Annotated in this window: 14 protein-coding genes and 2 pseudogenes; 6 read left to right on the top strand and 10 right to left on the bottom strand. The window is 35.2% G+C overall.

The annotated features are described in order from the left end of the window. Nucleotides 1-248: 248 nt before the first annotated feature. Nucleotides 249-758 carry a DNA-3-methyladenine glycosylase gene (locus tag ABWU38_RS06700; RefSeq protein WP_253309568.1) on the top strand — a complete coding sequence of 170 codons (510 nt, stop codon included), beginning with the start codon at nucleotides 249-251 and terminating at the stop codon, nucleotides 756-758. 19 nt (nucleotides 759-777) lie between these two features. Here ABWU38_RS06700 and purF read toward each other — a convergent pair whose 3' ends face one another. Genes purF through ABWU38_RS06685 form a run of 3 tightly spaced genes read right to left on the bottom strand, consistent with a single transcriptional unit; the run spans nucleotide 778 to nucleotide 4804 of the window. Then, nucleotides 778-2163: an amidophosphoribosyltransferase gene (gene purF / locus ABWU38_RS06695; protein WP_265016499.1), complete on the bottom strand. Its 1386-nt coding sequence runs from the start codon at nucleotides 2161-2163 to the stop codon at nucleotides 778-780. A gap of 25 nt (nucleotides 2164-2188) precedes the next feature. Beyond that, on the bottom strand, nucleotides 2189-3292 hold the full coding sequence (gene rodA, locus ABWU38_RS06690; RefSeq protein ID WP_253309566.1) for a rod shape-determining protein RodA: 1104 nt from the start codon (nucleotides 3290-3292) through the stop codon (nucleotides 2189-2191). Between the two features lie 45 nt (nucleotides 3293-3337). Continuing rightward, nucleotides 3338-4804, bottom strand: a complete 1467-nt coding sequence (locus ABWU38_RS06685) for a proton-conducting transporter membrane subunit (RefSeq protein WP_353272710.1) — start codon at nucleotides 4802-4804, stop codon at nucleotides 3338-3340. 64 nt (nucleotides 4805-4868) lie between these two features. Between ABWU38_RS06685 and ABWU38_RS06680 the strand changes: the two genes are divergently transcribed. The 3 genes from ABWU38_RS06680 (at nucleotide 4869) to virB9 (ending at nucleotide 6614) form a co-directional block, all read left to right on the top strand. Beyond that, entirely contained in the window at nucleotides 4869-5183 is a 315-nt protein-coding gene (locus ABWU38_RS06680) for an NADH-ubiquinone oxidoreductase subunit NDUFA12 family protein (protein ID WP_353272709.1), read from the top strand. Between the two features lie 2 nt (nucleotides 5184-5185). Further along, complete coding sequence (mlaD, locus tag ABWU38_RS06675) at nucleotides 5186-5641, top strand: outer membrane lipid asymmetry maintenance protein MlaD (protein ID WP_264688362.1); 456 nt, start codon at nucleotides 5186-5188, stop codon at nucleotides 5639-5641. 187 nt (nucleotides 5642-5828) lie between these two features. After that, nucleotides 5829-6614, top strand: coding sequence for a P-type conjugative transfer protein VirB9 (gene virB9, locus ABWU38_RS06670; protein WP_253309562.1), 786 nt, complete (start codon nucleotides 5829-5831; stop codon nucleotides 6612-6614). 14 nt (nucleotides 6615-6628) lie between these two features. Here the strand turns inward: virB9 and ABWU38_RS06665 are convergent, their stop codons facing one another. The 6 genes and pseudogenes from ABWU38_RS06665 to ABWU38_RS06640 form a co-directional block, all read right to left on the bottom strand. Continuing rightward, nucleotides 6629-7225 (bottom strand): ribonuclease HII, encoded by a 597-nt coding sequence (locus ABWU38_RS06665; protein ID WP_010082329.1) that lies wholly within the window; start codon nucleotides 7223-7225, stop codon nucleotides 6629-6631. A gap of 9 nt (nucleotides 7226-7234) precedes the next feature. Further along, nucleotides 7235-8212, bottom strand: a pseudogene (gene mraY / locus ABWU38_RS06660) (phospho-N-acetylmuramoyl-pentapeptide-transferase); the annotation flags it as partial. A gap of 114 nt (nucleotides 8213-8326) precedes the next feature. Further along, nucleotides 8327-9655 (bottom strand): hypothetical protein, encoded by a 1329-nt coding sequence (locus ABWU38_RS06655; protein ID WP_253309560.1) that lies wholly within the window; start codon nucleotides 9653-9655, stop codon nucleotides 8327-8329. Nucleotides 9656-9659: 4 nt separating this feature from the next. Continuing rightward, on the bottom strand, nucleotides 9660-11093 hold the full coding sequence (locus ABWU38_RS06650; protein ID WP_353272708.1) for a hypothetical protein: 1434 nt from the start codon (nucleotides 11091-11093) through the stop codon (nucleotides 9660-9662). A 31-nt stretch (nucleotides 11094-11124) separates the two neighbouring features. Next, nucleotides 11125-12084, bottom strand: coding sequence for an IS5 family transposase (locus ABWU38_RS06645; protein WP_353272271.1), 960 nt, complete (start codon nucleotides 12082-12084; stop codon nucleotides 11125-11127). Nucleotides 12085-12170: 86 nt separating this feature from the next. Then, nucleotides 12171-12542, bottom strand: coding sequence for a hypothetical protein (locus tag ABWU38_RS06640; protein WP_353272707.1), 372 nt, complete (start codon nucleotides 12540-12542; stop codon nucleotides 12171-12173). A gap of 191 nt (nucleotides 12543-12733) precedes the next feature. Here ABWU38_RS06640 and ABWU38_RS06635 point away from each other — a divergent pair, with 191 nt between their 5' ends. Further along, nucleotides 12734-13420, top strand: coding sequence for a hypothetical protein (locus ABWU38_RS06635; RefSeq protein ID WP_265016585.1), 687 nt, complete (start codon nucleotides 12734-12736; stop codon nucleotides 13418-13420). Nucleotides 13421-13437: 17 nt separating this feature from the next. Beyond that, a pseudogene (locus ABWU38_RS06630) lies at nucleotides 13438-14307 on the top strand (DUF4815 domain-containing protein); the annotation flags it as partial. A 223-nt stretch (nucleotides 14308-14530) separates the two neighbouring features. Here the strand turns inward: ABWU38_RS06630 and ABWU38_RS06625 are convergent. Beyond that, nucleotides 14531-15481, bottom strand: coding sequence for an IS110 family transposase (locus ABWU38_RS06625; RefSeq protein WP_151808084.1), 951 nt, complete (start codon nucleotides 15479-15481; stop codon nucleotides 14531-14533). Nucleotides 15482-15662: the final 181 nt, after the last annotated feature.

The raw sequence follows: 15662 nt of genomic DNA, 5'->3' as shown, positions 1-15662 counted from the left end.
CTACTCTAACTAATTAAGCTATGGTTTGTGGTAATAGGAAAAAACTGGATTCCAGCGTCACGCGCTACCCTATGAGTGCTGCTTGCGTATATTCTCTCTTTCACCATCTCAGTGTTTCTTTCTTATTATGCCAGTACCATTTTCTTGTCATTCAAGTAGCTCCCCTTCTTGTCATCCCAGTGCTTGACACTGGGATCCAGAAATTCTTAAACTGAATTCTATATAGAACCTCAGAACAAAAATAAAAAATGGGTAGCACAATACTACCAAGAAATTTCTACGAGCGGCCGACCTTAACTGTAGCTGGAGAGTTATTGGGAAAAGTCCTCAAATTTTCTAACTTTAGTGGAATAATAACCGAAGTTGAAGCCTATATAGGAATGAATGACCCAGCTTGTCACGCGGCAAGAGGCTATACTAACCGAACCTCAGTAATGTTTGGTATGCCGGGGTTTTCATACGTGTATTTTATATATGGAATGTATTACTGTTTAAATATTGTAACAGAAGCAGAAGGGTTCCCAGCAGCAGTGTTAATACGGGGATTAAAGCTCATTGAACCGCTTGAAGCAAACTTAGGCGGACCAGGAATATTGTGCAAAAGATTAAACATTACAAAAGAACACAATAAACTGGACCTTACTATAAGCCACAAATTTTGTGTTTATGAATCTCATCTCAACCCGGATTATGTGTGCACTCCAAGAATCGGAATTAGTAAAGGCCAAGAGAAATTTTGGCGGTTTAAGATTTTCTAAACTTAAGATCTTGCGTAGACTATTTGCCAATCGGATAATCACCAGTGAAACAAGCATCGCAATATTGTGGTGTAGCATTGTTACGCACCTCTCCTTTAACAGCCTGATATAGTCCATCAATACTCAAGAAGGCTAGGCTATCTACTCCTATAACTTCCTTAATTTCCTCTACAGATTTATTTGCAGCAATTAAATCTTTGCACTCTGGCGTATCTATTCCATAAAAACAAGAATGCTTAATTGGTGGGCTTGAAATTTTGAGGTGAATCTCTTTTACTCCTGCATCCTTTAGCATAACTATTATATTTCTGAGCGTACTACCACGCACTATACTATCATCTATTAAAATTATGTTTTTACCTTTCAAAGTGTGCTTATTAGCATTGAATTTTAATTTTATTCTAACTTTACGTACTTCAGCGGTTGGTTGTATAAAAGTTCTTCCTATGTAATGATTACGAATTATCCCCAGTTCCATAGGTAATCCTGAATGCTTTGCATATCCAATAGCTGCAGGTATTCCAGAATCAGGTATTGGTACAACCATATTTACATTGTTTTTTGGTGGGCTCTCTTCTGCAAGTATTCTTCCTATTTCTTTTCTTATATCATATATGGACCTATTCTCCATTATGCTGTCTGGTCTCGAAAAGTAAACGTATTCAAAAATACAAAAACTTGATTTTTGCTGTGGGAAAGGAAACATTGAGGCTAGCTTACTATCCGAACTGATGGTAACTAATTCGCCTGGTTCTATTTCTCTAACAAACTCTGCATTTATTATATCAAGAGCACAAGTTTCAGATGCAAGAACGTAAGAACCGTTTAACTTTCCTAAAACAAGAGGCCTGATTCCAGATGGATCGCGTACTCCAATAACTACTTCTTGATTGATTGCCACAAAAGAATAAGCACCTTGTATTTGCTTTAATGCATATATAAAACTCTCTAAAAAGCTATCTTTTTCACCGCTTGCTGTCAGATGCACTACTACTTCTGTATCAATATCTGACTGAAAAACGCACTCTTGTTTAATTAATTGTTCGCGTATCGGAGAAATATTAATTAAATTACCATTATGTGCTATGGCAAAATCCCCAAATTTGCCACTTTTGCCAAGCATGGGCTGCACTCCAAATTTACTACCACTTGTTGAGTATCGAACGTGACCTATTGCACAATCTCCAGGTAAGGATTTCTTTATTTCATCTATATCATCAAATACGCTGCTCACTTGACCTTGAAAGTGATAAGAGTGCAGCTTATCGTTGTTACTGGTTACTACGCCAAAAGACTCTTGACCTCTATGCTGCAAAGCGTGGAGAGCAAGTATAGAGTTAAATGCAGCATCGTTATTGCAGCTTATACCAAATACTCCACATTCCTCACGCATTTCATCTAGCATAAAAACTATTAAGTAAAGTTTAATTTTACTTTAGCATAGGTGAAATACAAGCATTTTGTTGTTCATCTGCTTTTATTGCCAGCAATAATCCTATGCATATCAAGCTTGCAGCAGTTGTACTTCCTCCATAGGAAAGAAATGGCAGTGGATCGCCTATCACAGGCAAGAGGCCTATTGACATTCCAATGTTTATAAAAAAATGAGCGCCAAAAAAAGCAAAAATCCCGATAGATACTAACTTAGAAAAATAATTTTTCGACCTATAAGCGATAGAGAAAATTATGCCAAGTAATGAGGTATAAAGCAAAATTAAAGCCATGCTACCTAAAAAGCCCCACTCCTCACTCAGCACTGCAAAAGCAAAATCCGTACGTTTCTCCGGCAAAAATCCAAGTTGAGTTTGACTTCCGTTAACAAAGCCCTTACCAAGCAAACCTCCTGAACCAATAGCTATCTGAGATTGCTGCGCATTATAACCTATTCCAAGTGGATCCACTGATGAATCCAAAAACGACAATATCCTTTGCTTGTGATAAGGACGTAAAAAAGGCCAAATAGCCGGTACTGCAAAAATGCCAAGCGTCCCACAAATTACTAAATGAGCTCTTTTTATTACTGCTGTGAATATAATTGATGCTCCTATAAACAACATTATCACAGCTGTGCCTAAATTAGGTTGCTTTAACACCAAGAATACAGGCAAGAAAATAATTATTACCGCCTTAAGCAATCTTTTAAATTCCATCATTTTATACACACTTTGCTTATCAAAATAACGAGCAAGCGCAAGTATTAAGCCTACTTTTGCAAATTCTGATGGTTGCAAACTAATTGACCCAATTCTTATCCACCTCGTCGCACCCATTATGTGCGAGCCAAAAAAATTTACTGCTAATAGCGAAATCGCTGCTGCTATATAAAAAAAGTAGGCGTGCTTCAAATAAAAATCTAGCTCTATGAATGACATAGCTATAGCGAGTAGGAAAAAGAAGGAAAATATGACTATTTGGTGAATTGCAAATGGTACCCACTTTCCTCCAGCAGAAGAGTATTGAACAGCAATGCCAACGCAAAACAGCACTATCACGTTAATGACTAATAACCAATGAATCTTCTTCAGCCTATCCACACTTATAACCTTAAAGTATAGTAAAATATGAAACAAAGATAAAAATCAAAAAACCAACTTCTCAACTACTAACCGAATTGGAGTGCTATATATTCCAGTTACTATTGTTAAAGCTGCCATAAACAATAGACAGAAAAGCATAGGAAATGGCACATCATTAATTTTGCCTAGTGTCATTCCAGCGCTTGATGCTGCACTATTTTCAAAATACATTTTCTCTACCATCTTCCACATGTATATTAGTGCAAGAAAAGAACCGGCAGCAAAAGCTATCAGGGAAATCCACGCGCGAGATTCTATAACTGCTTTCATTATATACCATTTGCTTACAAAGCCATTTGTTAGCGGCACACCGACTAATGCTAAACTAAGTAGAGTAAACGCAAGTGCTGTATAAGGCATTGATTTCTTGAGTCCCGATAAATTCTCTATTTTTGTTGTATCAAATTTGTAAGAAATACATCCTGCAGCCATGAATAAAGATGTTTTTATTATGCTGTGGTTTACTATGTGAAGAATTGCTGCAAATACACCTGTTTTTGAGTTAAAACTCAGTGCTAAAATTATATAACCAATTTGGCTGACACTAGAATTAGCAAGCAGTCTTCTTATATCTTTTGCAGTTATTGCAGATATTGACCCAAATATAACAGCGCAAAGTGCGAGGATAATTATCACGTTGCTTAGTGATGGTTTAAATAAGAAGAAATTCTGATGGAAAACAGTATAGAAGATCCTAATGAAAACATATATCATCACTTTTGTCACTGTGCCTGAAAAGAATATGCTAATGAAACTTGGCGCCTCACTATATGCATTAATCAGCCACCTGCTTAATGGAAACAGTGCCATTTTAATTGAGAGACCAACAAAAATGAACAATGTGCCAAGTTTTATGATGTTGTTATCGTATAATGGAACTATTCTTTCAGCCATGTCAGACATATTGAGCGTTCCTGTCATGGAGTACAAAAGCCCAACACCAAACAAGTAAAACGTTGCCCCTATAGTGCCACTAATTAGATATTCAAATGCTGCAACCAAGGCTTTTTTATCCCTTCCCATTGAAACTAATACATAAGAAGAAAGAGATGAAATTTCCAAAAAAACATAAAGATTGAATATGTCGTTTGTTACTAGAATTCCGAGCAGTCCGCTTAAGCACAGTAGAAATAGAGAGTAAAAACCAGTGATTTTGTTTTTGCTAATTTCTTTTTCGTTAATATAAAAGCTATAAAGCACACTTATCAGCGCTATAAAATTCACCAAAGTTAGAATCAAGGAGTTTAACACGTCGATTCTTAACTCTATGCCGTACGGAGGAGCCCAGTCTCCAAGGTGATAAGTTATAATCTCGCCTTTATATGTTTTAACGAGTAGTATCGATGAAATGATAAGAGTGATTGTTGTTGCAATAAAAGAAATAAACCAAGATACCTTGTGTTTCTTGGTAAGAAAGCAAAACATTGATGCAATTATTGGTATAATAACTTGTAAAATTGATAATTGCATTAAATTGTTGTTAATATATCGTTAAAGTATTAGTATATATAATACTTTTTGTTTTAATACTCTTATGTTATCTAAAATTTGTAACGCAATAAAACGCCTATTACGAAGAGAAGATAAATTTGTAGGAAGAGATGAAAATGGAAATTCTTATTATGAATCAAGTAAAGGAAAAAGGTGGGTTATGTATAGCAGTGTTTCTGAGCCTACAACAGTGTCTTCGGAATGGCATATATGGCTTCACTATACTGATAATGTAGTACCAGTTAATAATAAAAAAAGAAAAGTAAAACATACTCCTAATTTAACGGGTACAAAAGATGCATACTATCCAAACCAAAAAGTGAAAAATTACTATAAAAGCTGGAGTCCTGATAACTAAAGATGCGAAGGTCAAATATACTTGAAATAACCGCTGGATTATTTGTATTAATTTTCACTATTTTTCTGGTTTTCTTTGCTATTGATAAGCTATCTTACATAAAGAAAAACTACAAGGATTGCTATAAAATATATGGTCTTTTTGCTAACGCTAACGGTATAGGAGTTGGTGATAGTGTCAAGATCTCTGGTGTGGACGTTGGAAGCATAACTGGTGTATCACTTGACAAAGCTACCTACGTAGCACGAATCGACATGTGTATAAGCAGAGACATAAAATTGCCAATTGATAGTTCAGCTCTGATCACTAGCAGTGGAGTTGTTGGCAGTAAATTTGTTAATATATCACCTGGATCAGATATTAAACTAATCTTGCACGGTGGTAAAATAGAGTATACTCAAGCTGAAGCAAATATGGGTGGAATAATGGACAGAATTCTTGGTATGTTTACGAAGTGAAAATGGCAGGATTCCAAGTATATCCGTTCAGGTGAAGCCTCCTGTAGTTCTAAAGTATTTAAGGAGTTTGCCTTATTTCTTGCCTTTTCTACCCCTTGCTAACCTATAATTGGGGTTTATAGTACAGCTTAACAGTTGCAGTGCATGTCTATCAATGATAAAATGAAGATTAATTTATTTTGATATTATGATTGGTTTACTGTTTGCCGTACTGTTGTTTTTTTGTGGTAGTGATGCACTTGCAAAACAGGAGCCACGTTCAATAGCTGGAGATAATCACATAAAGGTAATAAATTATAACCCACAAGCTATACATAAGTATACGGGTTTTTATGGTTATCAATCCAGCATATTGTTTGAACCAGGGGAGGTAATACAAAACCTTTCAATGGGTGATTCAACTGGTTGGCAACTCCTTCCTCAAGGTAACAGATTGTTTATTAAGCCTATAGATGATATTGCCGATACTAACGCAACTATAATTACCAATAAAAGAGTTTATTACTTTGAACTTCATGCTGAAGAAGCAACTGGACTAGATGATCCAAAATTAGCATATGAAGTAAGGTTTCTTTATCCATTATTTAGCAGTGATGAGATTTACACAACAAATAACGGCGATATCTTCGAACAAGCTAGTCATACCATTATTCCTGATATAAACGACATTGAAGTTGTAAAGAAGGGCTTAAATTTTAATTATTCCATCTCGCACGTTAAAGGCAGTCAGTCAATAATACCAATTAAGGTTTTTGATGACGGAAAATTTACATATCTACAATTCAATAAAATAAACTCTGATTTCCCGGCAGTTTTTATGGTTGATTCTGCAGGGTATGAGTCTTTAGTAAACTTCCGTACAGCTGACAACTACCTGATAATCGAAAGGGTGAGTTCAGTGTTTACCTTAAGGAATGGATCAAGTACAGTTTGCCTATTTAATGAAAACATGCCTTTCAAAAAAGGTAAGTGATTACTATCTAAAGGCTATAATGCCCGAGATATGGGTGCAAAGTTTTTTCTATGATGTTCTGTAATTCCATAAAGGCCAATAGCGTTAAGGTGCTCTTTTGTCCCATATCCTTTATTTTTATACCAATTATATTCAGGATGCTTATTGTGCAATTCTTGCATAAGCCGATCTCTCGTAACTTTTGCAACGATTGAAGCTGCTGCAATTGATGTACTCAAATTATCACCATTTACTATGGATTTCACTTGCCATTTCACTTCAGGTGGTTGATTACCATCAACTAGCACATAATCTAATTCTAGGTCCAGGTCTATCAACGCACGTTTCATTGAAAGTTTTGTTGCTTGCAAGATATTGTATGAATTTATTTCTTCTACGCTTGCCATTCCTATACCAAATTTTGCAACGGATGTTATTTTTTCATATAGGACTTGCCTACATTGAGGAGTCAACTTTTTCGAGTCGTTGATTCCATCAATAATTGTATTTCTATCAATAAACACTACGGCTGCGGATATTACTGGACCAGCTAGCGGACCTCTTCCAACTTCATCCACTCCTGCTATCACTCCTGATAATTTATTTTCTAATGTAAAGTCTGGGTATTTCATAGGTTTTGATAATAAGAAAGTTATAGTAAAAACTGAACAGATAATAGAAATTATCCAAAATTTCATAACGATTACATTTTCTGACCATCCCTTCTTCTCAAAGTGATGATGTATTGGTGCCATAAGAAAAACTCTTTTTCCTTCTCCATATTTAAACTTTGTATATTTAAAATATGATATCTGAATAATCACAGATAGAGTCTCTATTACAAAGATTATTCCAATAACGGCAAAAAGCATTTCTCTCTTCATTAAAACGCTAGTTAACCCTAAAGCTGCACCAATTGACAGGCTTCCAACATCACCCATAAATATTTTTGCTGGATGTGTGTTAAACCACAAGAAACTTAAAATAGCTCCTATAAATGCAATGCAGAATAAAGTAATATTCATATCTGCTTGAGTTATATATGCAATTAGCCCCAAAAAAGCAAAGGAAGTGATGACTTGAGTTGCAGCAAGGCCATCCAAACCATCTGTGAGATTCACAGCGTTAGCAGAGCCGACAATTACAAACGCAGCAAACGGAACATATAGATAGCCAAAGTCGATTATTACTCCTTTAAATAGAGACGTTTTTGTAAAACCTTCAGCAGAGTATAGCTTAAGTATAGACATACTAACCAGAGTTACAATAAACTGAATAAGTATTTTGGTTTTTGCACTTAAACCTCGATAGTGATTTGTCTTCAATTTTAAATAATCATCAATAAATCCAAGTAGAGCAAAAAATAGAGTTATCAATATCAGCAGCAAAATTTCTAGTGTTAACTGAGCCCAGAGTAAAATTGGTAATAAAGAAGAAATCAGTATTATTATTCCGCCCATAGGTGGTACATTCTTTTTTGTTATTAAATGACTTTCTGGTCCACATGATCTAATTGGTTGCCCATCTTTACTTATTTTTTTTAGAAGCTTTATAAAATAGGGAAAAAGAATAAACCCAAAAACAAATGAGGTAAAAAATACTTTTGTAGCTAAGATCATCTGCTTACTTAAATTGACTAAGTATCATACCACCTATAGCTAATAAAGCCAACTTCTGTCATCCTATAACCTATCCCTCTTTCGCTTCATTCTTCCTTAATTTGGTGCGCATAATTACAATAACTCTGGAATAGTATGAAGAATTATATTGTTATCTTCTGCAAAACAAAATTCGCTATTTTTATCTGTCCATTTATACATTTCTTTTAGATTAATCTCAGAAGAATCATAAGTATCATATTCCGTTTTTTTATGATAATCATAATAGTGAAACTTATTATTTTTATCAAAATAACCAAATTCATCAGTCAATGTAGCCTTTTTTTCACCCTTTCCACTATTTATTACTTCGAACACTACAGCTTGATGGTTACCTAGAGAATCTGGTTCAGCAATTCCTTCTGTAATAAAAAACGATGGCCGATGGCTAAGTAACTCACCAAGATTTAGGTTACGTTTTTCTTTCATACAACTCAAACTTATGAATTTATATTCATCTGAAACGTTCGAATACTGTGGATCGTATTTTTTATATTCAAAGAATTCATTACCTAAAAAATTACAAAACGTTAATTTATAATCATCATTATTAAATTTAACAACTTTTAAATAGTGAAAATCCCTTGGGACAATTACCTCCTCTTTCGTAACATGATTACGCATGACCAATTGATCATCGAGCATGTAGTAACCTATTTTTGGTAAAGTAGCTATGGGCTTATCATTCAAGGCAACATTTGCTTCATAGATGTTATCCGATAACTCTTCCCCTTTTTGCAAAGTGAATTTCTGCTTTTCGTTGTTAGTCTCGGTTAAATTGCCTATTATTGTTGATACATCACTTATTGTTAATACACCACATTTATCTTTTGTGTATTGATACTTATAGCAGCTGTCATCTTTACACACTGGAAGACACTTTCCATTTTTGTCTGATATATAGATATTGTCATCTTTTATTGTAAAATAAAGTCCACCATTTTCTCCTTTGATCTTCTGTAGTACTGGATCATTTTCATCATTAAAATTGATGAAGTTTAGTACTTCAGTTGTTGTACTGTGTCTAGAAATGGGTAATTTGGCACCAAAATATGGAATGTCTTCTATGTGGTAAAGCGAAATCTCTATTGGTTTTGATCTAAGCTTTTCTATAATATTGTCCCTGTTTGCACTTATGATATCTTCTTGCTCTATAATAAGATTCTCTTCTTCACCATCTTTATTTTTCACTTTCAGAGGTGATTTTCCCTTATATAAAACTATTTTATCACCCAGCTTCTGTAACTTTAAATCACTAATAGTATCACCCAACTCAGCCGTACCAATGTGTGAACGAATAGTATACTTGTTGTTATTAATCTCTAACCTGTAATATGCAGTAGGAAGTTTAATCAGCTTCTTATAGAGCGGATCTTTATTATCTATTCTAAATGTATTTCCCATACTATTACCTTAAACAATTAACAGCCTTCAGATCAATCGCCTTGAAACTACTTGGAGGAGTGACATCGCTCATAAAACTCCTTGGCTGCTCGTTATCTGTTGCTGTTTTCTCAATATTAACAAACCCCCTTTGTTGCTCATTGTTTTCTAATGTTCTTTCCATACGATCTTTGAAAGTAGTCAAAAATCTATCAGTTTGTTTGTAATTTGGACATGATTTTTTTGCAGATAAATATAAGAGTTTTAACAGCTCGTTACGACTTTCATCATTAAATAATGACCTATCTAGAATGGTTGACTGTAGTTTTACTGGATCAAAATTTAGGCTTTTCTTTGGAATGCCGCATTTTGAAGCTGTTTCTTCTAATACTTTTTCAAATTTTATAGCAATATCTGCTGCATCCATTACTTTTGCCACTTGATTAAGCTCTTGTATTTTATTCTCTATTTTATATTCATCTTGTTTTACAAAAGGATAAAAGAAATTTATTACTTGAGATATAAATGAAGTTGGTCTACCTGCTCCACTTGTCACTGGCAGATTGTCTGAATTTTTAATTTCCCTCTTCTTTATACGTGCAGTACAAACTTGATCTGTAGGTTTTGTTTTACAAAATATATCCTTTACCTTACTATAAAGTGCTTGAGTATTTTGTTCTGATCGAAATGCTTTATCAACAAAATTGTCAGCCTCTTCTTTAAAATCTTTAGCTTCTTTGGCAGATTTTTCAGAAGCGCTTTTAGCTACCTCTGCTGCTTTCTGAGCGTTCTGAATTTCAATTTTTGTTTGATTCATCTTGCGCAGAAACTGATCAGCAACTGCAGCACCTATTCCATCTTCTCCCTTTGAGCCTTTAAGACCAGGCGCTCCTGTGTTGCCTTTAGGACCTACTAGACCTTGAGCACCTTTATTTCCTTGAGGGCCTCTTGGACCTGCATTTCCTTGGTCACCTTTTTCTCCAGGCATTCCTGGCAACCCAGTATCCCCTTTATCACCCATATCGCCTTTAGGACCAGCATCCCCTTTATTACCAGACACACCTGGCGCTCCATCTACTCCTTTGTCACCTTTTAATCCAGCCGTACCCGGCGCTCCGGTTTCTCCTTTATCACCCATATCGCCTTTAGGACCTATGTCTCCCTGATCACCTTTTATTCCAGGCATCCCTGGTAATCCATCTACTCCTTTGTCACCTTTTAATCCAGCCGTACCCGGCGCTCCGGTTTCTCCTTTATCACCCATATCGCCTTTTGGACCAGCATCCCCTTTATTACCAGACACACCTGGCGCTCCATCTGTACCTGAAGCACCATCTACTCCTTTAGGACCTATATCTCCCTGATTACCTTTTATTCCAGGCATCCCTGGTAATCCATCTACTCCTTTGTCACCTTTTAATCCAGCCGTACCCGGCGCTCCGGTATGGCTTTGTTGCATAGCACTGATAGGCATGTAAATCACAGTGAATTTACGCAGCTAATTTAAATTTAGCCATACCTATATCAGTAAATTTGTTCAATAAGTAGCACTTAATTAACAGCTCTTTTTCACGATTTACCTCTGATTTATTTTTCAAGCCAAACCCAAATATTTGCTTCAACCTATAGAAAAAGACTTCAATATAAGACCGTGCTCCATACTTAACTTTTTTCTTCCATTCATTAATACCATCTTCATAATTCTCATATGACCTAATTCTACTAATATACTTGTTTCTTTCTGATAAGTAGTCAGCTAAACAAATTTTAGTATCCTTCCTAGGGCGAATAATAGGCACAATATTGTATTTTCTGCATTCTTTATACACACTTTTTATATCATAAGCCGCATCTGCTCGAATAGAACAAATGTTATATTTATCACTGACTTCTTCTAACATATCGCAGACCGGCAAATAGTCTACAGCAACACCACTAGTGTAGTTCATGCTTATTGCTTTCTTATCATTTATGTTTAAAACAACATGTAATTTTCTTACTTGACCATAACCACTGTATTTTCTTTTTCGAATATTAAGCTTACTATGCCCACCGTTCTTATTGTAGATACTAACTCTAGTGCTATCTACGGCAATTTCAACATTTTCCAGATCATCTTTATTGCTTCTATGGTCATCAATCTTCAAATTAAGCTTTTTAAATCTTCTGGAAGCTTGTGTATAGCTGATAATCTTAAGTTTTTTGCCTATTTGTACCATATAACCTTTTACAAAACCTACAGCTTGTCTCAAGCCAATTCTAAAAAGATGAACTATTATGTGTATTAAAATTACAACTTTATCACTATAAGTGTTATTGCCACCTGCAACTTTTGGACTATTTTCATACCAATTTTCTATGGCTTGATTAACAAAATGAAAAACATTTCCTCTTTTTTTGAGAAACTCGTTATATTCTCTTTGGTTACTTACTCTCATTTTTTGTGGCATAAGTTGTACTTGTTTGAAAAATGCCTATTTTACAACAAAATGCGTTAGTAGCCATATATTAAAAAGCTTTTCTTCTTACAATAACCTCAACCAACACTAGCTATGCAACAAAGCCACTCTGGATTATGATGAAACATAACAAAGATCAAGGACTTTTTATCATGTTTATTGTTCTTGCATAAAAACTGAGCAATGAGCTCTTCGTTCAAAGTGGATTTTGCTACTTCAACAACAGCAGAATGAAGTTTAGAATAGTTAAAACAACTAAGTAGATAATAGTTGAGCAAAGAATCTGAACAATCTGTGAGAATGGCACGTTTTTGTTGAAGTGGAATATCATCGTTATGCTTAAAAAGTTGCAGAAAAATGACATTTAATTGTCTACCTGAGAGGGAAGTAAGCCAATTTTTACGTATTTCCTCATTTTGAAAGCTAGGTAACCAATGATTTATTGGCATCTCTAAATCGCTCTCCCAGAAATCTCTGCTGGGATAAAGATCAACCATACAATATGTATAATATAATGAGCTACATTTTACATAAGTAAAAAATTAATCAACAAAAAAAACTTCAATAAAAAATATTTTTCAAAACAGCCTGAACAAATTTCTATAAAAAATGTATATCTTAAATAGGGGGAGTAGAAAACATGTCAATTCTCACCCAAACGGGAAGAGCAGCAATAGCAGCAAGTATAAAAGAGCAAGTTATACATCTTGCCTGGGGAACGGGTGATGAAAGCTGGGAAAGTCACCATAAAGTAGAGAATTTTTTCACCCTTGATGGCGAAATAAAGCTTGATCACACCACTATTAAAAACGTAAAAGTTTTTACAGGACAGACAACTTATCAGCCAAGTATAGACTATACAGTTGATAGCAGTACTGGTGTAATTAAACGTACGGCAAATGGTTCTATTGCAGCAGATGGTGCAGTTACCATAGAGTATACTCAAGATACATCACCAGAACTCATTACTTCTGCAACATTACTCAAGGAAGTTGGACGTCGTGTTGTTGATGAGATACTCTTCTGTGTTGGTGATGAGAATGGAGAGCTTGTTACTCCCTCTGGAAGGTTTAAATCTTCCGCTGTACCAACCAACAATCTCTACCTTAAATTCACTTTCGATTTCACGGACGCAGCAAATCAAGTGATAAGGGAACTAGGGGTTATGGTTGGTACAAAGCTTAGGGAAAATTTATCTCCTGGGCAGAGATATTTTGAACCAAAGGACATAGAAGACCCGGGAATTTTGTTAGTTTTAGAACACACGGTACCACTTATTAGAACTGCAGCAACCCGTGAAACTTTTTCATTTGTTGTTACATTCTGACAATTTCTTGAGATAAAATGACCCTGAATAACTATTATAATCGCTCTGACAAAGAATACGAGAAAAGTTTATTCTTAGCAGGAAGAGGTTTGCAGTCAGCAGAATTAAATGAGATTCAAGATTATGCTCTTTTGAGGCTCAAAGGCATAGGAGATGCGATATTTCGTGATGGTGATATTATAACGGGAAGCAATTGTATCATAGACGGGGAAAAAGTTACACTTGAAGCAGGAAAAATCTATCTTCGTGGAGCGGTTAGAAAAGTTGAAAAAGAAGAATTTACTATTCCACTGAATACTACAGTTCGCATAGGTGTTTATTACGTAGAATCTACCATTACAGAACTTGAGGATGAAAATCTTCGTGATCCTGCAGTTGGTACACGTAATTATCAAGAAGTTGGAGCTGCAAGGCTTAAAGTTTCCACCATTTGGGGTTATCAATCTGAAGGTTTTTTTCCACGTTTTTCTACAGGAGAGTTTTATCCAATCTATAACATTGAAAACGGAGTGTTGGTAGAACATTCACCGCCACCACAAGCAAACATAGTAACTACAGCTCTTGCTCGTTATGACAAAGAGGCAAATGGTTCCTACGTAGTAAATGGCCTAGAAGTAATGTTTTTACAGAGGGAAGAAAAAGGGGCACAAATATTTGTGATTAATGAGGGAAAAGCTCATATTGATGGCTATGAGATTGAACTTCCTCACAGTATTCGTGTTTATTTTGATGAAGATCCAGACATAAAAACAGTTAAATCAGAATTTCACACCTTTCAGCCAAATAGCCAAAGAGTAATGGAACTGAAAGTTCATGATTTTCCGGTTAGTGAGATAAAAAGGATAGATATAACTGTTCAGAAAACATTTGCCGTTACTCACGGTTCATCAACTATGTTTTTTAAAATTTCTTCAATTTTGTTTTATTACAACTTTTTATTGTAATTCTACAATTCTACTCAATCATGAGGGGTATTTTGGTAATTAAAAACCTATTCATTATAGAAAAAGAATTTTATATCAAACAGCCATCACAGCAATTCCTGCTTAGATTTTGTGGTTAGTGAATATGTGCTTTAAATTTGTGTGGACGCACATATTCACTGTAGATTCAAATAGTATGTAGGCTCATTGCTTCTTTCAGTCTCGCATTAGCAATCACTATGATTTTACGCATTAGAGCTGTCATAGCCACCATCTTCTTTTTACCTTTACCAACAAGCTTGGAATAGAAGGTACCAAGCGCAGACTTAGACCTTGAAGCAGCCATTGCAGCTGTAAAAAGCTTTTCACGAACGTTGCTTCTACCACCTGTTATTCTTCGGTAACCAATAGTTTTTCCACTTTCTTTTGGATGAGGTGCAACTCCAGCAAGACTTGCAACTTCTCCTCTACCTAAGTAGCCAAGTTCCGGCATTAGACATAGAAAATCTTGAGATAATTTTGGACCTATTCCTGGAACTGTTCTAAGAATTTTTTGGCGCTTCTGTAACTCTAGATTCTCATCAATAATTTTTTGTATAGTATTGTTGAGTTCATTTACCTGACTGTTGAAAAATTCAATGGTTTTTTGACAACTTTCTTTTATATGATCGTTTTCAGGTGCTGCAAGCCTACATTTCTCTTGAGCTCTCATTTTTGTAATGTCATCACGACGTTGACAAAGTGCAGCTAAGGTTGTTTGTTCTTTTGACATAGGCACAAATAGAGATAGAGTACTATAGCGTTCAAACCCATATTGAGCAAGGGCTCTTGCATCTGATTGATCAGACTTTGCTAAAGTTCCATGAGATAGGACAAAGCTTTTTACTTTGCGAGTATTAGCTCGATGTACAGCAATATTCATGTCAATAAGAAAATGTGATAAACCAAGCTCATATTTTCCTGTATTTTCTAAAGTCACTAAAGAATTAGGTAGGATATCTGAAAATTTTTGAAACATTCGTTGCCAACCAGCAGTATCATTGTCAAATTCGACAGCGCTCTTCTGTTTGTGAACTGCAACAACATTTTTAAATTTTCCGATGTCAATGCCAATAAAATTTTGATAAGACGTAATCATAATAACCTCGATAGTTTTAATTGATTTAAGATTGTAAACGGGTGCATATTTATGTCCCACACAACTATTCAAACATATCGAGAGATGGGCTAGTGTACCTTGATCCGAACGGTTGTAATACCAATAGTTGGTCGGTCGCACACGCCCGTGATAGCCCTATTTTCTTATAAAGATAGGACTA

It is taken from the genome of Wolbachia endosymbiont (group A) of Urophora cardui (genome assembly GCF_964028435.1).
Classification (GTDB): Bacteria; Pseudomonadota; Alphaproteobacteria; order Rickettsiales; family Anaplasmataceae; genus Wolbachia.
The sequence above is the reverse complement of the archived record's forward strand: the minus strand, read 5'-3'. Positions and strand labels throughout refer to the sequence as shown.